This window comes from Mesorhizobium sp. M1334 (genome assembly GCF_040317995.1).
Classification (GTDB): domain Bacteria; phylum Pseudomonadota; class Alphaproteobacteria; order Rhizobiales; family Rhizobiaceae; genus Mesorhizobium.
The window spans coordinates 512,030-535,736 of sequence record NZ_JAMYLM010000002.1 but is presented as its reverse complement, the minus strand read 5'-3'; the positions used below and the strand labels follow the sequence as shown (position 1 = coordinate 535,736).

The following is a 23,707-nucleotide window of genomic DNA, read 5'->3' as shown; positions in this document are numbered from 1 at the left end:
CCAAGGTCCGCTGCAGGCGGACTCGGCGGCGCTGATCTGGTCCGCGTGCCGGGATCGCTGCCTTTCGCCGATGGCGCCTTCGACGTCGTTCTCTCCAAGGATGCAATCTCGACGAGAACATTCGAATATGGGCAGCCATGCAGAAGGTGCTTGACAGTGGCAAACACCGCCCCACTGATCTTCGCGGCCGAAGCCGGTCGGCTAGCCGGCGATGCTGGAGACCGTTACCCGATGAAGACAACAGAGGCGCGCGAAGCCCTCCTCGAACCGGCGCGAAAAAGCGATTCCGATAAGCGCGGCCGCAAAGCGTCGAAAGAGACAAGGCAGGTTCAACTGATCGAAGCGACTATCGATTCATTGGCCAAGCGCGGCTATTCGGAAACGACTATGGCCGACGTCGCCGACGGCGCCGGCCTGTCGCGCGGCATCGTCAATTTCCATTTCGAGAGCAAGGAGAAGCTGCTCGTCGCCACTTTGCAGTACATGCATGACGAGTATTCGGCGCATTGGCGCAGCGCCTTGCAAAAGGCCGGCGATGATCCCGCCCGCCAGCTGCAGGCATTGGTGGCGGCCGATTTCGACCGCTCGATCTGCAACAAGCGGAAGCTGGCTGCCTGGTGTGCCTTCTGGGGCGAGGCCAAATCGCGACCGAAATATCAGGCGCTGAGCAGCGCACGCGATGCCGTCTACCAGAACATCTTCATCGATCTTTGCGCGGCGCTCAAGCAGAGCGGCTTCTATGCCTATGAGCCACAAGTCATGGCGCTAGCGCTCAGCGCCATGCTGGATGGTCTGTGGCTGCATTTGATGATGGGCACCGAGGACGCCACACGCGAGACGGCGCTGCAGGCCGCGAATGAGTTCCTGTCTGCGGCATTCCCCAAGCACTATCCGAACTTCGCAGCCCGCGGTGCCAGGCCGGCGTGAACCATCAAAAAGAGGGTGGACCAGCAATGAAGACAATGATCCGGCCCCTGACATTCGAGAAGATCAAGGCCGGCTAATGAAGTTCAAGATCGAACGAGCCGATGTGGCGATCGTCGGCGCCGGCTTCACCGGCCTGTCGGCCGCGCGTGAATTGGACCACGCCGGCATCGATGTCGTGCTGCTCGAAGCCCGCGACCGTGTCGGCGGCCGCGTCGAAGCTGTGCAGAACGGGCTCGGCGAGCGGATCGACAGCGGCGGCCAGTTCTTGTGCGAAGACATGCCGGAATTAATGGCGCTGGTACGAGCGCGCGGCAAGACATTGGTCGAGACCCATGTCGCAGGCGAATTCGTCACGCAGCCGCGAATGGGCGAGGCGCAAGCCGGGCGCACTTACGGCACCGCGATGCGAATGCGCGAGCGGATGAACGCGATCGCACCGAACGACCCGACCATTGCCGGCTCGACGGTCGCGGCATGGCTCGATCGCCAGGCCGATCCCGACGATGCGAAGGCCGCGTTTCGGTCGATGATCGAGGGCCTGTGGTGCCTGGCAATGGAAAGGCTGCCGCTGTGGTACTTGATCGACAATGATCGCCGCATCACCAATGAGGTGTCGGAGCTGCAGTATTTCATGGGCGAAACCATGCATTCGCTGGCGGATGATCTTGCGCGGGATCTCGGCGATCGACTGCGGCTGAATACAGCTGTCGAGGCCATTGAGCACGGGCCGGGAGGGGTTCGCGTCGTGTCGCCTGCCGGCGCGATCGAGGCACGAGCGGTACTGGTCGCCGTACCGCCGATGATGGCCTCGAGAGTGGATTTCGTGCCGCCGCTGCCGGCTGTGCTGAAGACGGCCCTAGGCGTCTGGCAAAGCGGCGCGGTGATCAAGATGCTGGTACGCTACCCCAAGGCTTTCTGGCGCGACAGGGGCTTGAGCGGCATGGTGATGTGGCGCGACCCGCACGGGCTTTTTGCCTGCGATGCCAGCAGCGACGAGGATCATGCAGCACTTGTCGTCTTCATCGGCGGGCCGCTGGCGCAGCGCTGGCGGGATCTGGACGACGCGGCGTTACGCGCAAAGGTGACGTCAAGGCTGGAACAGGCGCTCGGTATCGAGGCGGCCGGCATTATCGATCTCAGTTATCGCGACTGGACTGGGGATCGCTGGAGCGGCGGCGGTTACAGCGATCTGATCGTCGATGCGACGGCAACGGATGCCGAACGCATTATCCGTGCGGGCGCTCCGCCGGTCCATTTTGCCTCGTCGGAGCTGTCGCCGTCATTTCCGGGCTATGTCGAGGGCGCCATCGTCGCCGGCCGCATTGCTGCCCGAAAAATTATTCAGTCGGCCATCGACAGCAGAGCCTCGGGGTCATAAGCGAGGCGGATCAAGCTGCCGAGCGGGATCGACACGCATTGCCGCGAGCTCGGCCTGCTGGTCAGGCCGCTGATCAATATGTGCGTCATGTCCCGCCGCTGATCATCACGCGCGAGCAGATCGACGACATGGCGTCGATCCTGCGCCAAGGCATTTCGCGCACGATGGACTATCTGCGCCGGGAAGGGGTGTGGCGGGGTAGGCGTTTATCACCGGCGATCTCGCCGGCCGTTGGGCCATATCGGGTTTCCAGGAGGCGAACTGCCGCCTTGAACTATGCGTGCTGTGCCCGCGTTCTGGCGGCCTTCTGCGCCGCCTGCTTCCTTCCGCTGGCGCCTTTCGTCTCGGCGGCCTTCTTCGCGGCGGCCGAGCGCTCCTCAGCCGTCCGGCGCGAGGCCGCACGCTTGGCCTGCTGCGAGAGCGCCTCGTGCGACGCCGTGCTCTTCGGCTCGTGCTCGAGCACCTTGGAGACAGCTTTCGAGACCCGCGGGCGGCGTTTCGGCGTGCGTTCGCCCTGGCCGGCCTCATAGGCGTATTCGGCGCTCTTGCGCGTGCTTTCCTTCACCTTGCCCTTTTTGGGCGGGGGCAGGTCTACGCCTGCGCGTCTTGCCTCGGAAAGTCCAATGGCGATGGCCTGCTGGGTCGATCGCGCGCCGTGCTCGCCGCGGCGGATTTTATCGATCTCCTCGTGCACGAACTCGCCGGCCTGGGTGCTCGGCGATTTGCCCTCGCGCTTGTCCTTTCGGGCCTTCTCGATGGTTTTCTTGTCCGGCATTGTCTTTCTCCCGCATACGGGTTGCGACAGCCATTCGGGTTGCAGCTGCGCGCGGTCTTATGAGGATCATAACGCGTTGAGGACGCAAATGATCCCGGGACTGGTGATCCAAGCCCCGGCTGTCAGGACGTCGACGCCGATCTGTCCGAAACCAGATGGCGCAAGAACCATTGGGTAGCGAGATCCGCGACTTCGTCCAGGGCGCCGGGCTCCTCGAACAGATGTGTCGCGCCAGGGACGATGGCGAGCTCCTTCTCGCCGCGGAGCGCCACCAAAGCCGAGCGGTTGAGTGCGATCACTTGCGTGTCCGCGCCTCCGACGACGAGCAAGGTCGGCGCCCGGACGCGCGGCAGGGCGAGCGCTGCGAGATCGGGCCGGCCACCACGCGAAACCACCGCCGCGGCCTGGTCGGGCCGCTCGGCCGCCGCCACCAGGGCGGCACCGGCGCCCGTGCTCGCGCCGAAATAGCCAAGACGCAACCCCGACGTGTCCGGGGAGGCGGCGAGCCAATCCGTGACGCCGACCAGCCGATCGGCGAGCAGTCCGATATTGAAGCGCAACTCGGCCGTGACCTGGTCGATCCGCTCCTCTTCGGCCGTCAACAGGTCGACGAGGAAGGTGGCGAGGTTCGCCTCGTTCAGCCTTGCGGCCACGTAGCGGTTGCGCGGGCTGTGGCGGCTGCTTCCGCTGCCATGGGCGAAGAGCACGAGGCCGCGAGCATCCGGGGGCAACGAAAGATTGCCCTCAAGCGTGACAGGCCCCGCGGGAACATGAACGACGTGCTCGCTATGCCGGTCCATATCCACCTCCGCTATGGCGATCTGGTGCCGCGCGCCGGACCCGCGCCCGCGTGCCCAGCCAACTCCTCTTCGGAAGCGGCAGTCTTGTCGGAAGCTGCAGGCTTGGGCACGGACCTGGCGAGGAGCGCGCGGACCTCTTCATCGCTCGTCTGCGAGAAATCCACGTACCAGCGCCCGACACCGAGCAACGGCTCTGGTGTCGTCGCGCAAACGACCTCGTCGGCGTCCGCCCGCATCGCGTCGCAAGTGTCGGGACTACCGACGGGAACGGCCGCGACTTACGGGCGGCGTGGTTTTTTCGCAGCGCCTTGATTCCGGCCCGCATGGTCGATCCGGTCGCAAGCCCGTCATCCACGAGGATAATGGTCCGTCCATTCAACTGCGGTGGGGGTCGCCCGGCCCTATAGAGGTGCTCGCGGCGCAGAAGCTCTTTTTCCTCCTTTGCTGCGACCGCGTCGATGACATATGGCGGGATCGCGAGACCGCTGACGATTTCGTCGTTCAGGACACGTACGCCGGAGGGCGCGATCGCCCCCATGGCCAGTTCCTCGTGGCCGGGGACGCCGAGCTTGCGCACGACGAAGACGTCGAGTGGTGCCTTGAGTGCCTGCGCGACCTCGTAGCCGACCGGCACGCCGCCTCGGGGCAGCGCCAATACGATCACGTCGTCGCGGCCGGCAAAGCGAACGAGCTCCCCGGCGAGCCGCCGCCCGGCCTCGCGGCGATCTGAAAAGAGGACAGCCATGACCTTCAATCCGCGTGCATCTGTTTTCCCGGTGGATGTTCTTTCACCAACCTGCGGCCACATCCCGTGGGATGGCTGCGGCACCGGTATCATTTTGGAACTCGCTCGCTGCCGGGACGTTCCAAGAATAGTTTCGATCGCGAGGTGCCGGGAGGCGCGTTCGCGCGCGGATCGAGAAGATCGTGATCCGTACATGCCTCGTCAGGATAGCTGGCGATCTCGCGATGCGCAGCAGCAGGCGCGGTTGGCGGCTTGTTGCCTCAGCAGTCAGAGAGAGGAATATCCCATGCAAGTTCAGGAGATCATGAGCCGTCGGACCGAACTGGTCGGCCCGAACACGACAATTAGGGATGCCGCCCGGAAAATGCGGGCCGACAATCTCGGCGCCCTTCCGGTCGGCGAGAATGACAGGCTGGTCGGCATGGTGACAGACCGCGACATCGTGATGCGCGGCGTCGCCGAGGAGCGCTCAGCCGGCAACACGACCGTCCGCGAGGTCATGTCCGAGCATGTCTATTGGTGCTTCGACGACGCCGATATCACCGATGCGGCGAAGATCATGGCCAAGCATCAGGTGCGTCGTCTTCCGGTGATCAACCACGACAAGCGCCTCGTCGGCGTCATCGCCCTGGCCGACCTCGGGCGGACCGATGAGGAAGCCGCCAAAATCGCTCTCGAAGGCGTTTCCGAGGCGACGGACAATCCCCGGCGCTAGGGCGCTTGCCCGCAGGTTGTACCGCGCTCGCCGTTTAGCTGAGCACCGCCTGCTCAGGCAGCCTTCAGCTTGGCAACTATCGCGCTTTCACTTCAATGCGGCGTGTCTTGTCCTTTGCTGCGGGGTTCTTCGGAAGCGCGACAGCCAAAACGCCGTTCTTGAAAGTGGCCTGCACCTTGTCGGCATCGACCTCCGCATCCCGGGAGATGGTCCGCTGAAACCGGCCATAACTGCGTTCGCTATAGGTGCGGCCGCCAACGCCTTCCTTGTGCTCCGAACGCTTCTCGCCCGTGATGGAGAGGGTGTTGTCGCGCAGCTTGAGCTCAACGTCCTTCTGCTCGAGCCCCGGCAATTCGGCGGTGACCTTATAGGCTTGGTCTGTTTCATATACGTCGACGCTCGGCCAAAGATCGCCGGCCGTAGTCGCTTCGGCCATTGGCGCAAAGAAGTCGTCGAACAGGCGATCGATCTGCCGGTGGAATGACGTAAGCGGATCTCGTCCGGATGGATAAAGACTTCGGGATGGCGGCCAGGACGCCAAGTCACGGTTTGCCATGGTTCTTCTCCTGTTTTTCCTATTTGCATTGCTCGCCGCCATGTGATCGGCGACAGCAAATAAAACTCGTCCGCCCATGAGGATGTTCCGCACGCCGGCCGGGAAAGGCGGTCCGAAAAACCGCGGAATGCGCATCGGGGAACAACCGGCAGGTAGGACTGTTTGGTCACATCCGCCGTAATCGGATTTGAACGGAAGGAGGATTCGATGAACGCCACCGGACTCGACGTATTCGACAAGACACTGCAGACCACGAACATCTGGCTCGACGAGATCATGGACGAGATCGGACCGGATCGGCAGGTCGCCTGGCACGTTCTCGGAGCGGTGCTGCACGCCCTGCGCGACCGTATGCAGCCGGATCTTGCAGCCCACCTCGGCTCGCAGCTGCCGATTCTGGTGCGCGGCGCCTTCTATGACCAATATCAACCTTCCAAGGCCCCCGAGAAGGTGCGGTCGCTCGACGAGTTTCTGGCCAAGATCAAGGCGGAGCTTGAATTCACCCGTCCGGTCGATTCCAAGGATGCATTCAGGGCCGTGTCCAAGGTGCTTGCCCATCATGTCGGAGAAGGACAGATGCACAAGGTCTGGGAATCCCTGCCAGGAGAGATCAGACGCGTCGCCGAAGCTCAGCAAGCGGCGTGAACGGCGCCGGCGCGGGTTTCTTGGTCGCAATCTTCTTGGGGAAACAGCAATGCCACTCACCCTTATCAGCCCGGCGTTCCCGGCAGGCGGAAAAATTCCCGAAAGGTATACGCGTGACGGCCAGAACGTCTCGCCGCCATTGAAGTGGTCCGGTGTTCCGGATGATGCCAAGAGCCTTGTTCTTGTCGTGCTGGATCCCGATGCGCCAAGCGGGACTTTCGGACATTGGGCGGTATTCAACATCCCGCCCGATGCCGGTGAACTCGCTGAGGCGGCAGACGGCAAGCCCGGTCCGTCGGCACTCAGGCAAGGTACCAACGATTTCGGCAATGCCTATTACGATGGCCCGCAGCCGCCCGTAGGCCATGGCGTCCATCATTACCATTTCCGGCTGGCCGCGCTGGATGTGCCGAGCCTCAGCGTACCGGGACAGGCGGGCGTGCATCAGGTCTGGAAGCAAGCCCAGAAACACGCATTGGAGGAGACGGAGTTGGTCGGAACCTACGAACGGCCGGCGTGACGCGGGCGGCGTCGGTCGCCGCCTTCACAACGTAATCTGGGCAAGCGGTTTTCGGGCAGGGCCGTGGATGACCGAACCGTCGGCCGCGAAGATCGAGCCGTGGCAGGGACAATCCCAGGTGTGGTCCGCATTGTTCCAGGTTACGGTGCAGCCCTTGTGGGTGCAAGTCGCCGAAACCGCCTGGAGTGCACCTTCGGTGTCTGTCCACGCCGCAATCTTTTCGTCTCCCCTGACGATCACGCCCCCCATACCAGGCGCAATGTCGTGGGTGCTCGAGACGATCGATTGACTGCGGCCGTTCTTGTGGAAGTCCTCAGGATAGGGCCGGGCCGGATCGTAGAGTTTTTGCCATGGGCTCGGGCGGCCGCAGATCAGGTCGGCGATCATCGCGCCCACGGCCGTCCCGTTGGTGATGCCCCAGGCGTTGAAGCCAGTGGCAATGTGGAAGCCGGCTGCCTTGGCGGGATCGGGCTCGCCTGCATATGGAATCCTGTCGGCCGTATCATAATCCTCATTGCACCAGCGCCACGCGACGTCGCCGACCGAAAGGTTCTTTCTTGCCCATTTTTCCAGTTCGACAAACCGCTTGGCCACGTCGCCGTCCCAGCCGGTGTTGAACTTGGGGCCGAGCGTGACCAGCAGCGGCCCTTCGGCATCGTGGCCCGTGCGGATGGAATGCGTCGGATCGTCGATGCCGATGAACATGCCGTCGACAGTGAGGGGATCGTCGATCCGAAAGGCCATGGCGGTGTGGCAGCGCGGTTGCGTCCGGTTCGCCATGCCGATGGGGCTCTTCACCGTCATGTTGGTGGCGACGACGACATGCCCGGCATCAACGGCGCCGCCATCGGTGACGATGCGCCAGCGGCTTGCCTCGTCGATCGAGGTGGCGCGGCTGTTTTCGAAGATCCGACCGCCACGGGCCGTCACCGCTTCCGCCAGGCCAACCAGATACATCGCCGGATTGAACTGCGCCTGGTCAGAAAACCGTAGCGCGGCGGCCGTTTCGAAAGGCAGCGGCGCGTGGTCGAGGATCTCGGCCTCCAGCCCGACCTGGCGCGCGGCCTCCGCCTCGGCCGCGACCTCCGCGCGCCGGCTTTCATCGCAGGTGTAGGTGTAGGCGTCCTTGCTCTCGAGATCGCAGGCGATGGCGTACTCGCGAACCCAATCGCGGATCTGTCGGGCGCCGGCGGAATTCGCATCGGCGTAGACCTGCGCCAACTCCCGGCCGACAGTGTCGATGAGATGACGATAGATCAGTGCATGCTGCGTGGTGATCTTGGCCGTCGAGCGGCCGGTCACCTGTCCGCCCGTGCGCAGGCCTTCAACGACGACCACCGACCGGCCTGCCTCGCAAAGGCGAAGCGCCGTCGTCAGCCCGACAATTCCAGCACCCACGACAACGGCGTCCGCACGGATCGAACCTTCGAGCTGGGGATAGTTCGTGGATCTGGCTGCCGCTACCCAACAGCTTCCCGGTTTTCCCAAGAGAATGGCCATTTCAACCGCGCTCCTTGCGTCTCGATGCACTTCCATCGACAACCGCGCCAGCAGGGGAACGTTCCCGAGCTTGGTTGCTTCTTTCAGTCATTGTCCCGCCATCCCGGGTCAGAAAAGCACCGGGAAGGCGCGAGGTGCAGGCCATCACCCAGGTGATCGCCTCGCGGTCGTATTCGTCGCCGGAGCGCCAGTCCTCGAAGAAGGCATTCAGCCTATCGACACGCCCCGGCCAGATGCCGGCGGCTTGCAGGCCGAGCGATACGCCGTAATTGGTGAAGGCGAACTTGGTATCGCGCAGCCATGGCGCGCGGCTGAAATAACCGGGCGGGTCGACCCACATCGTTTCCAGGGTTCGCAGCGAACGCCTCGTCTGGGCCTCGGCCCACGGCTCGTCGGGAGAGAAATGGGCGAGCCACAGCATCATGCCGAGGCCGAGGTCCTGGTCGACGTCGAGTGTGCGCCAATCGCGCTCCATCAGCTCACGCATCTGTGCGATCTCGGGCGCCAGTTCCTCTTCGTCGAGCATGCGATAAGAGACGTAGCCGTCATAGGCATCCATGCTGCCGAGACCGTAGCCGGGGTAAGGACCGCTCAAATCCTCCTGCATCTTCCAGATCACGCCGCGGCCGGGGACCACAAATGCCGGGTGAATGGCCCGCGCCAGCGCAATGCCGCGCTCGCGGTATTCCGGCTTCAGATCGCCGAGACGCGCCAAGGCGAACAGCCACATCGCCAGATAGTGGAAATACTGGCCGTCGCGATCCGGCGCTTCGCCGATCCTCAATCCGCGCCGCCGGCCGAGCACACGCTCGACATCCACCACCAGCCGCTCGGCCTCGTCCAGCCAGCGCTCTTCGCCAAGTTCCGCATAAAGCGAGACATAGAGCACGACCCCGAATGCATCGGTCCACAGATATCGCAAGCCGTTGGGCCAGATGCCTTCGGCGCGCATCCAGTCGAGTTTTTGCAGGACATAATCGACGTCACGCAGCATTGCGCCAAGCCCCGAATTCCACGGCAGACTTTGCCGATGTTCGGTTCCATGCGATTGCGAGCATGCGGCATATCTGCCTCAGGTTGATCTGGCCAGATATCGCCAAACGATCTGATCGGCGGCGGGGTTCCTTGGTCGCTTCCACCGCCGCGACCGGGAACCCTCGACCTGATCATGAGTTTCGGGTCCAGGCGCTCACAACGGGATGCGGGAGGTTACCAGTCATTTTCGGAGCCTTTCAATCGAGGAGGCAAAGTTGCGACACCGCCAAATCAGAGTTAACGGAATTACTGTCTTCTTTCGCGAGGAAGGCCCGGCCGATGCTCCCGTGCTTCTGCTGCCGCACGGCTATCCCTGTTCCTCCTATCAGTTTCGAAGGCTGATGCCCGGACTGGCCGATCGCTGGCACACGTTCGCCCCGGACTTTCCTGGCTTCGGCTATAGCGCTACGCCCGACATGGCTGCATTCAGCTACGATTTCGAGAACTATGCCGGGTTTTTGGCGGCTTTCGCGGACGCGCTCGGCCTGTCCCACTATGCGCTCTGGCTGCACGATTACGGCTCGCAGATCGGATTGCGCCACGCCATCGCCTATCCGGAGCGCGTTGCCGCGCTTATCATCCAGAACGGCGACATCTACGAAGACGTGCTCGGCCCGAAATACGCAGCCATCAAGGCGTATTGGAACGACAAGACGCCCGACAAGCATCGCCCGCTGGAAGAAGCGGTGAGCGAGGAGGGCTTCCGGCACGAGTTCATCGGTGAGGTTGGCGAGGTCGTGGCCGAGCGCGTGCCACCGGATCTGTGGAAACTCCATTGGCCTCTGATGGACACGCCGCCCCGTCGGCGGCTCGCGGTCGGCCTGATGGAGAAGCTGGAGGCAAACCTCACCTGGTTCCCGAAATACCAGGCTTATCTGCGCGAACGGCAACCACCGACACTGATCGTCTGGGGTCCTAAGGATGGCTACATGCCGGCCGCATCGGCCCGCGCCTACAAGCGCGACTTGCCGCAAGCAGAGCTCCATCTCCTCGATGGCGCCGGCCACTGGCTACTGGAAACCCATTTCGATGAGGCGCTTGCGTTGGTGCGCGACTTCCTCGCACGCGTTCACAGCCGAGCACCGACGCAACCGTCAGGTAACCTGTTGAAAACGTGGTGATCCCGACAGGGATTGAACTTGTGACCTACAGATTAGGAGTTTGTACCTTCATCAGCATATTACGCTGCCTGTAGCTGACATTCACGGCAACCAGCACCGAGACCCCAAAGCAGCCACTTGTTCGAGTAAATGCCTTGCCAGATCTTGGAGGAGATGCCGGCCCTCTGTGAGAGGTGCCGTGCGCCGGGGCCGGCGTCCGGAAGCCCTCCAGGGAACGAACGCGCGGGTGGTGATCGCGAATTCGACCCTATGGAGATTTGACGAGAACTGCCAATACTCCTCAATAAGGCCCTCGCCGACATGGTCAGACACGGTCCAGGAACTCGAGCACCCGCCGCGTGAGTAGTGCGCTGGCAGCCGCGTCGTACGACGGCAGCGAGCTGTCGGCGAAGTAGTGCTGGTCGCCGGGATAGAGGAACAGCTCCGCGTCCTCGACCTTCTCCACGATCTCGCGAGCGGCGTCGATATCGCCCTCGCCGATGAAGATCGGGTCGTTATCCATACCGTGGATCTGGACCGGGACGCCGTCCGGCCAGGGTCCGAACGCCCACTCGCCGCTAATCGGCAGACAGGAGTGGAAGAGCAGGGCTCCGCAGGCACCGGGTCGTGTCTGTGTGAGCTTCTGCGCCGGCAGTACGCCGAACGAGAATCCGGCGTAAACGAGCTCGGGCGTCAGTTCGCCGGCGACGCGGACGCCGCGCTCCCGCATGTCGTCGAACCCGATCTCACCGATGTAGGCGAGACCCTTGTCAATACTCTGGAATGTGCGTCCGTCGAACAGGTCCGGCGTATGCACGGTGTGCCCGGCTGCCCGCAGGTCATCAGCGAACGCGCGCACCCCGGGAGTCAACCCTTGTGCGTGGTGGAACAGCAGGACCTCGGCCATGGGAGCCTCCAGGTGGGACGTGGATTGCGGCGACAATTGCGAATCGCTTCGCAGAACTGCAAGCGATTTCGCTGTGCATCGAAGAACTTCCAAATGATGACAAGCCTCGGCGCATCGTCTTTTCCCGGCGTGACGACGCGAGGGCCGATCTACACCAACAGATAGGCGGCGACGAAAATGCTTCCGGCGTTACCTGCGTCCGCCAGACGGACGCACCGCGGCGGTAGTGTCTTGGTTCGAATTTCCGCCAAGGTCAATTTTGGGGTCACTACGAAACGCCATCCTACGAAAGTGCCACTAGAGCTCGCCGGCTGTTCACAGCTGCTCTACGCGCCTCGACAAGCCGGCCAGAGAACTATCCTTCCTGAAGCGACGCGGGATCAAGGGGCGCGTCGCCTGGCCGGACGTGACGCGCAGGAGAGGGCATCTTTGCAACCGCGACGATCACTCCGGCACGCCGGCAATACCCAACGCTTCGACATAGTGCTCGGCGAACACCTTGTCCCGCCACGGGTTGATCTGCTTCTGCAGGCCGAGCGTGTAGGTCGGGAACGCCTCCATCAGCCGCCGCGCCGCCGCCTGCGCTTCGTCCAGCCGGTTGAGTTTGACCAGCGCCATGATCACCACCCGGTGCGAGGAGCCGTAATTCGGCATCTCGCGCAGCGCTCGTTCTCCCCAAGCAAGCGCTTCCTCGTAGCGTTCGAGCATCAGGTAGCTCATCCCGATGCCGGAGAGCGCGATGCCCTTCTCGGGGTCGACCGGGCTCAGCCGCATCGCCCTGTGGAAGTGCTCGATCGCAACGAGGGGGTGGCCGGAATGGGCGTTCACCCAGCCGCTGCCCGTATGGCCCTGCGCCGAATTGGGGTTGAGGAGCAGGGACCGTTCGATCGTGTCCAGCGCCGTCTCGTAATCCTTGGCGCTGTAGGCGATGACCTGCGCGGCGAAACGCAAGCTTGTCGGGTCGTCTCGCGCGTCCGCCAGCACCTCGCGGGCCATGCGCACGGCGACGCGGATATCGTCGGGCTCGTGCCAGCACTGACTCACCGACAGGCTGCGGATATAGGCACCGAGTGCCTTCGCCAGGGTGAAGTCTGGGTCGATGCTGAGCGCCTCGTTGGTGAGCCGGCGCACGTCGGCGAAGCCTTCGCGCGTCATGCTGTAGAAGCGCGGCAGCGCACGAAGGTAGAGGTCGTAGGCACCGATGTAGTCGGTCGGCTTCATGCGCGCCTGCTTGATCTCCTGCAGCCGGATGCTCGGTTCGACAGCGCCGACGACGCTCTCGGTCACCTTGTCCTGCAGGTCGAAGATGTCGCTCACGTCGCCCTCGAAGCGGTCGGCCCAGACATGGTGTCCGCTGATCGCGTCCACCAACTGCCCACTGATGCGCACCCGCGATCCTGCTCTGCGGATGCTGCCTTCGAGCACGTAGCGGACGCCCAGCTCGCGCCCGACCTGGCGCAGGTCCACCGCCCGGCCCTTGTAGGTGAAGGACGAGTTGCGGGCGATCACGAAGAAGGAGTTCACCCGGCTCAATCCCGTGATGATGTCCTCCACCAGTCCGTCGGCGAAGTATTCCTGGTCGGGATCGCCGCTCATGTTGGTAAAAGGCAGAACCGCGATCGAGGGTTTCGCGGGCAGCGGAGGCGATGCAGCCACCGAGGCGCCGGCGTCGGTCTCGACGCGGTAGGCGCGCACAGGCCGCTCGATGTTCTTGAGGCGCAGATTGCCGAGCGGCGTGAAGCTGCAGTCGAGCTTGCCCTGAAGGTGGTCGTAGGCGGTGCCTGAGACGACCACGGTGCCGGGGTCGGCGATGCCGTCGAGGCGGGCTGCGATATTGACCCCGTCGCCGTAGAGGTCGCCGTCCTCCTCGCAGACCACGTCGCCGAGATTGACGCCGATGCGAAAGCGAATCCGCTCTTCCTCGGGCATCTCCGCCTCGTGTTCTGCCAGGGCCTGCTGGATCGCCATCGCCGACGCCACCGCGTTGACGACGCTCGCGAACTCACACAGCATGCCGTCGCCGGTGAGCTTGACGATCCGACCCCGGTGCTCAGAGACCAGCGGTTCGAGCAGGTCCTTGCGGTAGATCTTCAGCCGCTCGAGCGTACCGCGCTCGTCGCGCTCCGTCAGGCGCGAATAGCCGACCACGTCGCAAACCATGATCGCTGCGAGGTGGCGCTGCGTGGTCATTGCACCGCTCGACCAAGCGCCTGCGCGCGGGCCGCCCCGCGTCCATGTCCTGGCACCTTCCAGACGCCCCATGTGCATGGTATCCGTCTCTCCCAGTCGCCGCCGGTCGCCGATACAGAACGGAAAACGCAGCTCGACTTTGCCTTCACGAGATTTCGCTATCCCGCTTGCGAGGCGTGGAGCGATCCAGTCGCCGCGCTAACAGCCAACCGGCGATACGCCCACGCAGCCTCTGGGGACGCTGACACGCCACTCCTCCCAGAAGGCCGGAGATATTTACTGCCCTTGGTAACCGGTTGACGCCACCGTGGCGGTGCTTTTGTCACCGCGATGTAACAGCGAGATGCCTACTAAGCGCATCGGGCATCACCAGACGTTCGCGCTTGGCTAGCGCGGAACGTCTGCCAACGAGCTTAGTGCCCGGCGGATAGAATCGCGCGAAAATGGCTTCTCGACAACTGGTCGACCGGCCCGTTCTAGGAAGCGCGCCGCAGCGCCGCCGAGCGTGTCGCCGGTAACGAAAACGAATCGCTCCGCCATGCCCGGGGTTGCCTGACAGGCCCAGTCGAACAAGGCGGGGCCGTCGATGTTCGGCATCCGCAGATCGCAAAAGATCACATCGAAAACAGCACTCATCAGCGCTGCCTTGGCGCCGGCGCCGTCCTCGACGATCCTGACGGCAAAACCTTCAGCCTCTAGTAGTTCTGCCACCGTTTCGGCAACCTCCCGCTCGTCATCGACCACAAGGGCGGTACAACCGATGTCCGCGACCGAGTGAGCCGCAACACCTTCGATTGAATCTGACGAAGTGCAGGCCTCCACCGGCAACAGCAACCGGAAATGCGCGCCGTCCGCACGGTCAAGCAGGGTCAGCCGTCCATTGTGCGACTGCACCACGCCGAGCGAGAAAGCGAGCCCGATCCCGGTGCCCGCACCCTGAGCCTTAGTGGTAAAAAACGGATCGAAAATGCGGTTCCGGATCTCGGCGGGCACACCGGGGCCATTGTCGGCGATCACGATCTGGAGGTCATTGCCTTCAAGCGACGTTTCGATCTCGATCCGCCGCGGTGCCGGTATCTCCTGCAGGGCGTGTTGCGCGTTGACGATCAGGTTATAGAACACCTGATGCATCTGGTCAGGGTCGACTTCCAAAGGCGGCAGGGCCTCGGCGAGCCGGCATTGCACCTCGATGCCTGCCGTGCGCAAACCGTAGCCGGCGATGTCAAGAACTGCGCGGATCAGATCGTTGACGTCGGTACTGCGGCGCTCCGGCTGGCGTTGTCGCGCCATTGCCAGGAAAGTCTTCACGATGCGCGCGCAGCGCTCGGCGGCGAGTCTGATCTTGCCGGCCCGCTGTGCGTGGGCGGTTCCGGCTAGAAATTCTTCCAGCAACTGGGCCTGCGCGACGACGACCGCCAAGGGGTTATTGAGTTCGTGCGAAACGCCGGCAAGCAGCGAACCAAGTGCATTGAGCCGCTCGCTCTGCGCCAATGCCTCGCGCGACCGCGCCAGTTCGGCTTCAGCCGCCTTGGTTGCGGTGAGATCAAGAATGCTGCCGACGATCACCGGTCGGTCGTCCATCTCGATGTGGCGCCAACTCAGCGACACGGGAAACACGGAGCCGTCCAGACGCCGAAGTTGAGCCTCCACGCCGTCGGCGCGCGGCTGCTGACGTGACAGGGCCTTGAGGCGCCGATAGTCTTCCCGTGTGGCGAACCAGCGGTGCTGGCGGAAGCGGTCCTCGTCACGCGGGCCTATACCCATGATCTCGCGGAAGGCGGGATTTGCGGTAATCAGGTGCCTCGTTCGCGAGTCTATGAACACGACCGGAACCGGATGATGGTGAGTGAGGTCTCGGAAGCGCCGCTCGCTTTGCTGCAGGCGCTCGGCCGCGCGCTTCTGCTCGGTGATGTCGATATCGAAGCCGCCGATGCGCGCCTGTTGCTGATCGGCCCACAGCACGGGAAAGCGAACGACAAGGCTCCAGGCATAATCGACCGCGTTGCTTAGAAATTCCTCGATTGCAATCGCCTGTCCCGATTCCAGCACGCGGCGATCGTTTTCCGCGATCATCGCGGCCTCCTGCGGCCCGAAAATGTCGGCCGCGCTTAGTCCGATCGCGCTCTCGGCTGGCCGGCCGAAGACCTTTCCCATTTCCGGATTGGCGACCAGATAGCGTCCGTCGGTATCCTTCAGGTACATGCCTACGGGAGCATGCTTCATGAATGCCGCCAAGCGGGCTTCGCTGGCACGCAGAGCTGCGTCGGCAGCGTGGCGCTGCGACAGGTCGCGCAAGCTCGCCGTGAAGAAACGACGTTTGCCGCTCCGGGCTTCGGTGATCGTGAGTTCCACCGGAAACTCGGTGCGGTTCGCTCGCATGGCAGTCTGCTCTGTGCGACGCCCGAGCAACCGCGGGGCGCCACCCGCAAGATAGGCGGCAAGCCCGTTTGCGTGCGCCTTGCGCAGATGCGGCGGGACAATGAGCTCCGAGATCTGTCTGCCGACCGCTTCAGCGCGCGAATAGCCGAAGGTCGCCTCGGCCGCCGCGTTGAATTCCACAACCAATCCGGCTTCGTCCGTGACGATCACGCAGTCGAGCGATGAGCGAACCACCGAAGCGAGGATCGCCTCTTGGAATGCGTTTCCGTCATCGTCTTCTTGCAAGGGCGGGCACTCCGTGACGACCGGTCGGAACGCTGGCCGTCGGGCTGGCAAGGATGACGATTATCGTGAGTTCCGGCAAGATGCCTGAATCCGACCGCAGTACGGTGCGGGGGTGGGGAAACGCTTGCACCAGCAGGACAAGGAGCGCCATTTGCTGACCCTCATGGCGCTTTTCGAAACCTGCCGTTCGCGCTATGACCTGATGCGACCCTTCTTTGCTCCGAGTGCCTGACCGCGATGCCGCGATCTCGTGGTACACCGGAAAGCTGGATTTCAGAGTCGTGGATACCGTACCTTCTGGCGACGATATGACCTTCGTCTTTCTTTCGCCGGCAGTGGATGACGGCTTCCGCCTTGAACTTCTGGCAGGCCCCGGCGCTGCCGAGCGCCCCGTATACGCGGATCTTGGCGCCAGCCTCGGCCTGTCGGGGTGGCATCACCTTTGTCTTCGCCTGGAGGACGTCGACAAGGCCGTTGCCGAGTTGAAGCGCCGTAGCGTGAAAATCGTGCATGAGCCATTCGATGTTCCGGCGATCAGCAGTCGCATCGCGTTCTTCTCCGATCCTTGGGGCAACATCTTCGAACTGATGCAGCCAGTCACCGCCTGATTATCGGCCAAGGAGTTAGCGTCAAAGGCGTCCTTGTCCTGCGCCATGTCTTACGCAGTGGGTAGGCGCCCACACAGCCGAGCTCAGACACACGGACTAACGTCAGACGCGTATGGCCAAGGAACCGGTGGCGAGGATAGCTTTGTCCGCAGAGCGGCTGTTCCGCGCGAGGGCGTCGGCTTCGTGATCCAGTTAAGGTTCTTTCTTCCGCAGGTCTTTGACTACGTCGAGAAAAGCTCGCAGTGCGGGCGGTACGGCTCGATGTCCGGGGTAGTAGACCGCAACTTCTTCCGGTGCTGGCGTCCACGCGGTCAGGACCTTGCGTAGCCGGCCATCGGACACCGCCGCTTCGGCGGCCCAATCCGCCACATAGGCGATGCCCAGACCCTCTATTGCGGCTTCGACCATCAGTTCCTCGTCATCAAGGACGATGGGGCCGTTTGCCCCGATCACCAGTTCCTGGCCTGCGCGTTCGAACTCCCATCGATAGAGCTTGCCGCTGGGCATACGGTGGCCGATGCAATGGTGGCGTTGCAATTCCTCGGGCGTTCCCGGCTCCCCGAAGCGATCGAGATAGGCGGGCGACGCGATACAGATGAACGTCAACGCGCGTGCAAACGGCACGGCGATCATGTCTTTGGGAATTGATGTGATGAGGCGTACGCCGGCATCGAACCCGCTGGACACGATATCGATGAGCCGCCCCTCGACGACGATGTCCACGGTCACGTCCGGATGGCGCTCCGCCATCTGCGGAAGGACCCGGCGAACGAGAAGCCCGGCCACCAATCGCGGTGCGTTGATGCGGACCGTGCCCGCGACATTGCCCCGGAACCCCGCGACGCTGTCGAGCGCCTCGTCCAGCGAGGCGAGCGCCGGCTGAAGACGGTCGAGCAACCGGAACCCGGCTTCTGTCGGCGAGACGCTGCGTGTGGTGCGGTTCAGAAGTCGCACGCCCATGCGTTCCTCGAGCGCACGCATCGCATGGCTCAATGTGGAAGGTGCCGTGCCGATCTCGTCCGCTGCGCGGCGGAAGCCGCGGTGTGTGGCAACGGCGACGAAGGCGGTGAGATCGTTGAGCGACGGGCGGGGCATTGATGGGGATCTTGCATTATCCCATGCCGATTTCAACGGCTAATGCGCGCAATGCGACTGCCCTATCTCCTGCCTGGATCAATTGGAGAAATGAGAAATGGAAAAGACCTGGCTCATAACGGGTGTGTCTTCCGGTCTAGGCCGGCTGCTGGCGGAGAAGGCCCTGATCAGGGGAGACCGCGTCGTCGGTGCCAGCCGCAGCGAGGACGCACTTCCCGACCTGCGTGCAAGTTACCCCGAACGGCTCCGCATCGTCGCAATGGACCTCAGGGACCAGAGCTCGGTCCGCGCCGCGGTCGACCGCGCCTTCGCGGCATCCGCTCGGATCGACATCGTCGTCAGCAATGCTGGCTATGGCCTGCTCGGCGCGGCTGAAGAGGCTGGCGATGTGCAGGTCCGGGACATCATCGACACCAATCTCATCGGCTCGATCGCACTCATCCGGGCGGCGGTGCCGCATCTGCGCAGCTAGGGTGGCGGCCGGATTTTACAGGTATCGAGCGAGGGAGGCCAGATCGCCTATCCGGCTTTCAGCCTCTATCACGCGACCAAGTGGGGTATCGAGGGATTCGTCGAGTCCGTGGCGCAGGAGGCTGCTCCCTTCGGCATCGAATTCAGCCTTGTGGAGCCTGGGCCGGCGCGGACCGGGTTCGGCGGCAATCTCGCGCGGACCAAGCCGCTCGCGGCCTATGAGGGAACACCCGCCGGTCAGATCCGCGAGGCGCTGGGTGTCTCATGGGTGATTAAGGGCGACCCCGACCGCATGACGGACGCAATGATCCGGCTTGCCGATCAGGATGGTCCGCTCCCGAAACGGCTGGTGCTTGGTGCCGAGGCCTATGCCGGCATCCGCAAGGCACTCGGCGGGCGCGTCGAGGAACTCGACAGGCAGAAGGACATCGCGGTTGCGGCGGATTTCACCGACGAGGAGCTGGCGCGGCTGTGACCCAACCTGTCCCGCCGATCCAGAGCCGCAGGCCACCGGCATGCAGCTCCGCCCGTTGATGCCCCAGGCTCCGGCCCGGCGCCGTTATTAAGACAGAAAGGAACACGAAATGCCTGCACGTGACGCCATTTTCCCGGCCAAACGCCACGCGTTATACGATATTCATCGATATTCCGCGGCCATTCGCTCTGGCGATCTTCTCTTCGTGTCGGGTCAGGTCGGGAGCCGTCAGGACGGCTCGCCTGAGCCCGTATTCGAGGATCAGGTTCGGCGGGCCTCGCCAATATGCGTGAGGTCTTGGCCGCCGCCGGGTGTAGCTTCGATGACGTTGTCGACGTCACCACCTTCCACACCAACCCGGACGAACAGATCGAAACGGTGCTGGCTGTCCGCGCGGAAGAGATCGGCGCACCTCCCTATCCGAACTGGACGGCGGTGGGCGTCAACTGGCTCGCGGGTTTCGATTTCGAGATCAAGGTCATCGCCCGCATCCCTTTGACGACAAGCGGTCAGCCAGCGGACAAGCGATGATCGTTCATACTGCAATTTCTGCATCGGCGATTTGGGCCGATTTCAGACCGTTCGGTCAAAGGGGCTGGTTCAAGGATAGCTGCCATCAACTCCCAACCCGGAGCGGACGTTAACTCCAATCAGCCGCAAGGGAGTTTTGATGGGGCGATTGCTGTAATTGACCCGCCAAGCGTGATCGTCCCTTCGTGCGAACAGTAGACAATCACCTTCCTCAGAGGTCCAATAACCCTCGGCGCTCGTGCCATAGACGAGGTGCCGTACTAATTGGCAAAAAAGTACGGCACCAATTCACTAAGTTATTGAAAACTTTGGTGATCCCGACAGGAATCGAACCTGTGACCTACAGATTAGGAATCTGCCGCTCTATCCTACTGAGCTACGGGACCACGCGGCCCGACACATAACCGCTTCGGGACGTTTCGCCAAGGGGCAGTTAGGCCGCTGTCGTAAGCAGATGAGTTGTCCGGATTAGGTAGCACATGAGTTGTCCGGTTTTATCGCCAGCCAAAGGGAGGCTGGGGATGAGACGGACGGCATGGCTACAGGGCCGGAGAATGCAGAAGTTTCGAGACGTTTTGAGGCGCTGGAATGGCGGCGATCTTTCGATGATGGAGGCAGGCGAGTTGCTGGGCATGTCGGAGCGGCAATTTCGACGTTACCGCGACCGGTACGAAGAGGCTGGGGAGGATGGCTTACGCGACCGCCGGCTGGGCAAGATTTCGACGCGTCGGGTGCCTGCGGAAGCGATTGAGGAGATGCTGGAGCTTTATCGTCATCGTTACCTGGGGTGGAATGTGAAGCATTTCCACGAGCACTTGATACGCGATCACGACTTCAGCTGGGGCTACACCTTCATCAAGACGCAGCTGCACGCGGCGGGCCTGGTGGAGCGAGCCAAGTGGCGCGGTGCTCACCGGCGCAAACGCGAAAGGAAGCCGTGTGAGGGGATGATGCTGCACCAGGATGGCAGCCGGCATGCCTGGCTGGAGGGTCAGCCGATGCTCGATCTGATCGTGACGCTGGACGACGCCACGAGCACGATCTATTCGGCCTTCCTGATTGAGGAGGAAGGCACGGCGTCGAGCTTTCAGGGACTTCTGGAGACTTTTGTCGCCAAGGGATTGCCGTCTAGCCTCTACAGCGATCGCGGCAGCCACTATTTCGTGACGCTCAAGGCCGGTGAGGCGGTCGACAAGAGCCGGCTGACCCAGGTCGGGCGAGCGCTGCGGCACCTCGGCATCGAGCATATCCCGGCCTATTCGCCTGAAGCCAGGGGGCGCTCCGAGCGGATGTTCTCGACCTTGCAGGATCGGCTGCCGAAAGAACTGGCGCTGGCCGGCATTGCCGATATCCAGGCCGCCAACCGCTTCATCGCGCAGACCTATCTGCCAGCTCACAATGCCCGCTTTGCCAAACCGCCCGCGATCGAAGACAGCGCCTTTGTCGCCGCCGACCCACAGCAACTGGCCCAGATCCTGTGCATCGAGGAGGAGCGCGTCGTTGCCCGCGACAACACACTCGCCTTCGCGCGCATGCGATTACAACTCCCGCACAGCCCGATCCGACATCACTTCGTCAAAGCCGCGGTCAAGGTCAGGCAATACCCCGATGGGACGCTCGCGGTCTTCCACGGGCCCGCCGCATCGCCCGATACACGCCCGACGGCGCCACAATCCAAGAAACCTGCCGCACCGGGCAAGCCGCGTGAACCGCTTCGACGCAAAACTGAAGCGGACAAATGATGTGCTACCAAACCGGACAACTTGATTTGCTACCGACAGGGGCAGTTAGGCCGCTCGCTTCGGCTCCACCGCGAACGGACTCAGGCCGAGCCAGGTCTGCATTTTACGGGCGATATCCTGGTCGCCCGTCAAGATGACTTTCGGCCCGGCCTTCTCGACGGTGATCAGCCCCATCCAGATTTCGGTCATCGTGTGCAGGTCGGTCGAGACGTAGAGATCGACATCGAAGCCCGGATCGTACCAGCAGAGGTCGACCTCGCCGTGCTTCTCGACGATCAGCCACCACGACCGTTTCGAGGCGGGGAGCTCCTGATACAGAAATTGTATCACCGTGCGCCCGTCGGGCAGCGGCGACGCGTTGAGATTGCGCCGCATGTCCCACATCAGCAGCGACGGATCGAGGTTCTTCAGCGACAGCCGCGACTCGACCCATTTCTGCCCCCAAAAACCCATCGCCTCGACGACGGAACGCAGATCCCTGCCTGCCTCGGTCATCCGGTATTCGAAGATGCCTTTCTCGCCGCGTACCTCCTTGCGCTCGACGATCCCGGCCAGCTCGAGTTCCTTGAGGCGTTGCGACAGAAGGGTCGGCGACATTTTGGGGACGCCGCGGCGCAGATCGTTGAAACGGGTCGAGCCCGCCACCAATTCGCGAAGCAGAACCATGGTCCAGCGGGTGCACAGCACCTCCGCGGCCATCGATAACGGGCAGAACTGTTTGTATCCGGACTGGGTCACGATGTTGCCTTCCCTCAAACTCCGCCGGAACCATAGGCCTTTCCCGGCAACGCGGCGAGTACAGAAACTGTACCGGCCCAGTACAGATGGCGGACTGGCTGGCGCCGGCCCTGCCATGCGACCCCTCTGCCGCTGCACGGGATACCCCTGTGCACGACCAGGAGACATAACCCATGACCGCTTACGTTATCGCAGACATCAAGGTGAGGGACCCAAAGTGGATGCCGGCCTATGCCGCGTCGGTCCACGACCTCGTCCACAAGCACGGCGGCAGATATCTGTCGCGCAGCGGCAATGTGAAGACGCTCGAAGGCAAGCCGCTCGACACCACCCTGATTGCCTTGATGGCGTTCCCGACCGAGGCCGCGGCGCGCGCCTTTACCGACGATCCTGCCTACGCACCCTTCGTTTCGGCCCGTCAGGGCGGTAGCGACAGCCGTTTCCAGATGATCGACAATTCCGATCTGGCCGGAACCATCCCGTATTTGCCGAAGGGATGATCTCCCCCTGCATTCGGCGCATCGGGGCAGGGATCTCCCAGCAACAACAGCCACAGCGCCCACCTGCCGGACCTCCTTACTTCCGGCGGCCGGCCGGGCTGTGCTTTTCAAGAAGAATGGAATGACTATGACAATCAACTTTCGCAACAAGTTCCTCGCTGCCGTGGCGCTGCTGTCGGCCTGCACTGCGTTGGCGCAGGCGCATCAGGCAGCCCCCACCTCCGGTCCCAATCCGCTGGCCGACAAGGTGCGCGCCGCCAACAGCCGCTTCGAGAATGTGGCGGCGGCGACCGCCGAGGGCTATGCGCCCATTCCTTGCGCCAGCGGCATCACCGGCGGCGCCATGGGCATCCACTACGTCAATCCCGGCTACCTCAAGGACGACGCGGTCGATGTCGCCAAGCCTGAAGCCGTCATGTACGAGCCGATGGCCGACGGCACGCTAAAACTGATCGCGGTCGAATACATCACCTCGAAAGGCCCGGCCTCGCTCGATGGACATCTGTTCAATTTCAACAGCGCGCCCAACCGCTATGGCCTCGGACCTTTCTACGAGCTGCATGTCTGGGCCTGGAAGGGCAACCCGACCGGCGCGTTCGCCGATATGAACCCGAACGTGTCGTGCGAACCGACGACTGCTGCCAGCCAGTAAGCAGCCGAGCCAGGCGGCGCCATCGCCGCCTGGCCGCTCTGAATTGCGGGACAGCCAGCAACGGGCGCAAAGACGGCTCAGATAGCGGAACTTTCGGGATGCCAGCGCGCTTTAGTGTCCCGAAGGAGAGACCCGCATGAGCGCCACAAAAGAGTTCTTTGAAACCTGGCTGCAGGAGAATGTCGGCAATTTGCCGACCGAGAGCGAAGTGAGCGTCGCCGTTCTGGCGCAGCAATTCGAGCAGGATGCCGACGCTGCCGGCTATGGCCACGAGGTTCGCGAAGACGAACTCGGCAACATCCAGGAGGCGATTGAGGCAGCCCTGAAGAAGGCGAGGACAGGCGAAGAACCGCAACCCGCCGACGACAACGAGCTGGCGCCGGTCATGGAAGCGCTGGAGGTCGAGGATCCGAAGAGCGGGCCGTAAGCCAATGCCGA

The 23,707-nt window shown here is 63.0% G+C and carries 22 protein-coding genes, 1 tRNA gene and 3 pseudogenes; 14 read left to right on the top strand and 12 right to left on the bottom strand.

All coding sequences use genetic code 11. From position 1 onward, the window contains the following. Window positions 1-231: 231 nt before the first annotated feature. The 3 genes and pseudogenes from betI to NKH17_RS06055 form a co-directional block, all read left to right on the top strand. Window positions 232-927, top strand: coding sequence for a transcriptional regulator BetI (gene betI, locus NKH17_RS06065; RefSeq protein ID WP_352902518.1), 696 nt, complete (start codon window positions 232-234; stop codon window positions 925-927). Between the two features lie 76 nt (window positions 928-1,003). Further along, window positions 1,004-2,305 carry a flavin monoamine oxidase family protein gene (locus NKH17_RS06060; RefSeq protein ID WP_352902510.1) on the top strand — a complete coding sequence of 434 codons (1,302 nt, stop codon included), beginning with the start codon at window positions 1,004-1,006 and terminating at the stop codon, window positions 2,303-2,305. A gap of 27 nt (window positions 2,306-2,332) precedes the next feature. Continuing rightward, a pseudogene (locus NKH17_RS06055) lies at window positions 2,333-2,505 on the top strand (aspartate aminotransferase family protein); the annotation flags it as partial. Window positions 2,506-2,579: 74 nt separating this feature from the next. On the opposite strand, the gene NKH17_RS06050 reads toward NKH17_RS06055, so the two are convergent. From NKH17_RS06050 to NKH17_RS06040, 3 genes are all read right to left on the bottom strand, one after another. Further along, window positions 2,580-3,080 carry a DUF6496 domain-containing protein gene (locus tag NKH17_RS06050; RefSeq protein WP_254816596.1) on the bottom strand — a complete coding sequence of 167 codons (501 nt, stop codon included), beginning with the start codon at window positions 3,078-3,080 and terminating at the stop codon, window positions 2,580-2,582. A gap of 122 nt (window positions 3,081-3,202) precedes the next feature. Beyond that, window positions 3,203-3,880, bottom strand: coding sequence for a dienelactone hydrolase family protein (locus tag NKH17_RS06045; protein ID WP_352476221.1), 678 nt, complete (start codon window positions 3,878-3,880; stop codon window positions 3,203-3,205). Further along, a complete protein-coding gene (locus tag NKH17_RS06040) occupies window positions 3,867-4,625 on the bottom strand; it encodes a phosphoribosyltransferase (RefSeq protein WP_352902507.1) in 759 nt (252 codons plus the stop codon). The genes NKH17_RS06045 and NKH17_RS06040 overlap by 14 nt, the downstream gene beginning before the upstream one ends. A gap of 286 nt (window positions 4,626-4,911) precedes the next feature. On the opposite strand from NKH17_RS06040, the gene NKH17_RS06035 reads away from it, so the two are divergent. Continuing rightward, a complete protein-coding gene (locus tag NKH17_RS06035) occupies window positions 4,912-5,340 on the top strand; it encodes a CBS domain-containing protein (protein WP_502895512.1) in 429 nt (142 codons plus the stop codon). Between the two features lie 76 nt (window positions 5,341-5,416). On the opposite strand, the gene NKH17_RS06030 is transcribed toward NKH17_RS06035, so the two are convergent. Further along, window positions 5,417-6,031, bottom strand: coding sequence for an Hsp20/alpha crystallin family protein (locus tag NKH17_RS06030; RefSeq protein WP_352902505.1), 615 nt, complete (start codon window positions 6,029-6,031; stop codon window positions 5,417-5,419). A gap of 72 nt (window positions 6,032-6,103) precedes the next feature. On the opposite strand from NKH17_RS06030, the gene NKH17_RS06025 reads away from it, so the two are divergent. Both NKH17_RS06025 and NKH17_RS06020 read left to right on the top strand, forming a co-directional pair. After that, on the top strand, window positions 6,104-6,541 hold the full coding sequence (locus NKH17_RS06025) for a DUF2267 domain-containing protein (RefSeq protein ID WP_352505043.1): 438 nt from the start codon (window positions 6,104-6,106) through the stop codon (window positions 6,539-6,541). Window positions 6,542-6,590: 49 nt separating this feature from the next. Continuing rightward, window positions 6,591-7,061 carry a YbhB/YbcL family Raf kinase inhibitor-like protein gene (locus NKH17_RS06020; protein ID WP_352902502.1) on the top strand — a complete coding sequence of 157 codons (471 nt, stop codon included), beginning with the start codon at window positions 6,591-6,593 and terminating at the stop codon, window positions 7,059-7,061. Between the two features lie 24 nt (window positions 7,062-7,085). Here NKH17_RS06020 and NKH17_RS06015 read toward each other — a convergent pair whose 3' ends face one another. Together NKH17_RS06015 and NKH17_RS06010 are read right to left on the bottom strand one after the other, a co-directional pair. Next, a complete protein-coding gene (locus NKH17_RS06015; RefSeq protein WP_352902500.1) occupies window positions 7,086-8,561 on the bottom strand; it encodes an FAD-dependent oxidoreductase in 1,476 nt (491 codons plus the stop codon). A 1-nt stretch (window position 8,562) separates the two neighbouring features. Continuing rightward, window positions 8,563-9,555, bottom strand: coding sequence for a hypothetical protein (locus NKH17_RS06010; protein WP_352902497.1), 993 nt, complete (start codon window positions 9,553-9,555; stop codon window positions 8,563-8,565). Between the two features lie 205 nt (window positions 9,556-9,760). On the opposite strand from NKH17_RS06010, the gene NKH17_RS06005 reads away from it, so the two are divergent. Further along, window positions 9,761-10,717 carry an alpha/beta fold hydrolase gene (locus tag NKH17_RS06005; RefSeq protein ID WP_352902496.1) on the top strand — a complete coding sequence of 319 codons (957 nt, stop codon included), beginning with the start codon at window positions 9,761-9,763 and terminating at the stop codon, window positions 10,715-10,717. 304 nt (window positions 10,718-11,021) lie between these two features. On the opposite strand, the gene NKH17_RS06000 is transcribed toward NKH17_RS06005, so the two are convergent. The 3 genes from NKH17_RS06000 to NKH17_RS05990 all read right to left on the bottom strand — a co-directional run bounded on the left by NKH17_RS06000 (window position 11,022) and on the right by NKH17_RS05990 (window position 16,457). Continuing rightward, complete coding sequence (locus NKH17_RS06000; RefSeq protein ID WP_352902493.1) at window positions 11,022-11,603, bottom strand: dienelactone hydrolase family protein; 582 nt, start codon at window positions 11,601-11,603, stop codon at window positions 11,022-11,024. A 444-nt stretch (window positions 11,604-12,047) separates the two neighbouring features. Beyond that, window positions 12,048-13,793 (bottom strand): adenylate/guanylate cyclase domain-containing protein, encoded by a 1,746-nt coding sequence (locus NKH17_RS05995; RefSeq protein ID WP_352476231.1) that lies wholly within the window; start codon window positions 13,791-13,793, stop codon window positions 12,048-12,050. Window positions 13,794-14,180: 387 nt separating this feature from the next. Beyond that, on the bottom strand, window positions 14,181-16,457 hold the full coding sequence (locus NKH17_RS05990) for a hybrid sensor histidine kinase/response regulator (RefSeq protein WP_352970345.1): 2,277 nt from the start codon (window positions 16,455-16,457) through the stop codon (window positions 14,181-14,183). 224 nt (window positions 16,458-16,681) lie between these two features. On the opposite strand from NKH17_RS05990, the gene NKH17_RS05985 reads away from it, so the two are divergent. Continuing rightward, window positions 16,682-17,065, top strand: a complete 384-nt coding sequence (locus NKH17_RS05985; RefSeq protein WP_352902489.1) for a VOC family protein — start codon at window positions 16,682-16,684, stop codon at window positions 17,063-17,065. Between the two features lie 192 nt (window positions 17,066-17,257). On the opposite strand, the gene NKH17_RS05980 is transcribed toward NKH17_RS05985, so the two are convergent. Continuing rightward, window positions 17,258-18,160: a LysR family transcriptional regulator gene (locus NKH17_RS05980; RefSeq protein WP_352902487.1), complete on the bottom strand. Its 903-nt coding sequence runs from the start codon at window positions 18,158-18,160 to the stop codon at window positions 17,258-17,260. A gap of 97 nt (window positions 18,161-18,257) precedes the next feature. On the opposite strand from NKH17_RS05980, the pseudogene NKH17_RS05975 reads away from it, so the two are divergent. After that, window positions 18,258-19,106 (top strand): annotated as a pseudogene (locus NKH17_RS05975) (SDR family oxidoreductase). Between the two features lie 109 nt (window positions 19,107-19,215). Continuing rightward, window positions 19,216-19,637, top strand: a pseudogene (locus NKH17_RS05970) (RidA family protein). A gap of 309 nt (window positions 19,638-19,946) precedes the next feature. Here the strand turns inward: NKH17_RS05970 and NKH17_RS05965 are convergent. Continuing rightward, window positions 19,947-20,023: transfer RNA gene (locus tag NKH17_RS05965), tRNA-Arg, on the bottom strand. Between the two features lie 93 nt (window positions 20,024-20,116). Between NKH17_RS05965 and NKH17_RS05960 the strand changes: the two genes are divergently transcribed. Continuing rightward, window positions 20,117-21,379, top strand: coding sequence for an ISNCY family transposase (locus tag NKH17_RS05960; protein WP_352902485.1), 1,263 nt, complete (start codon window positions 20,117-20,119; stop codon window positions 21,377-21,379). Window positions 21,380-21,424: 45 nt separating this feature from the next. On the opposite strand, the gene NKH17_RS05955 is transcribed toward NKH17_RS05960, so the two are convergent. After that, window positions 21,425-22,117 carry a winged helix-turn-helix transcriptional regulator gene (locus NKH17_RS05955; RefSeq protein ID WP_352457625.1) on the bottom strand — a complete coding sequence of 231 codons (693 nt, stop codon included), beginning with the start codon at window positions 22,115-22,117 and terminating at the stop codon, window positions 21,425-21,427. 173 nt (window positions 22,118-22,290) lie between these two features. Here NKH17_RS05955 and NKH17_RS05950 point away from each other — a divergent pair, with 173 nt between their 5' ends. The 3 genes from NKH17_RS05950 (at window position 22,291) to NKH17_RS05940 (ending at window position 23,696) form a co-directional block, all read left to right on the top strand. Next, window positions 22,291-22,617, top strand: coding sequence for a DUF1330 domain-containing protein (locus NKH17_RS05950; protein ID WP_352801865.1), 327 nt, complete (start codon window positions 22,291-22,293; stop codon window positions 22,615-22,617). 127 nt (window positions 22,618-22,744) lie between these two features. Next, window positions 22,745-23,269: a hypothetical protein gene (locus NKH17_RS05945; protein WP_352476237.1), complete on the top strand. Its 525-nt coding sequence runs from the start codon at window positions 22,745-22,747 to the stop codon at window positions 23,267-23,269. A 136-nt stretch (window positions 23,270-23,405) separates the two neighbouring features. Then, a complete protein-coding gene (locus NKH17_RS05940; RefSeq protein WP_352649281.1) occupies window positions 23,406-23,696 on the top strand; it encodes a hypothetical protein in 291 nt (96 codons plus the stop codon). Window positions 23,697-23,707 lie beyond the last annotated feature (11 nt).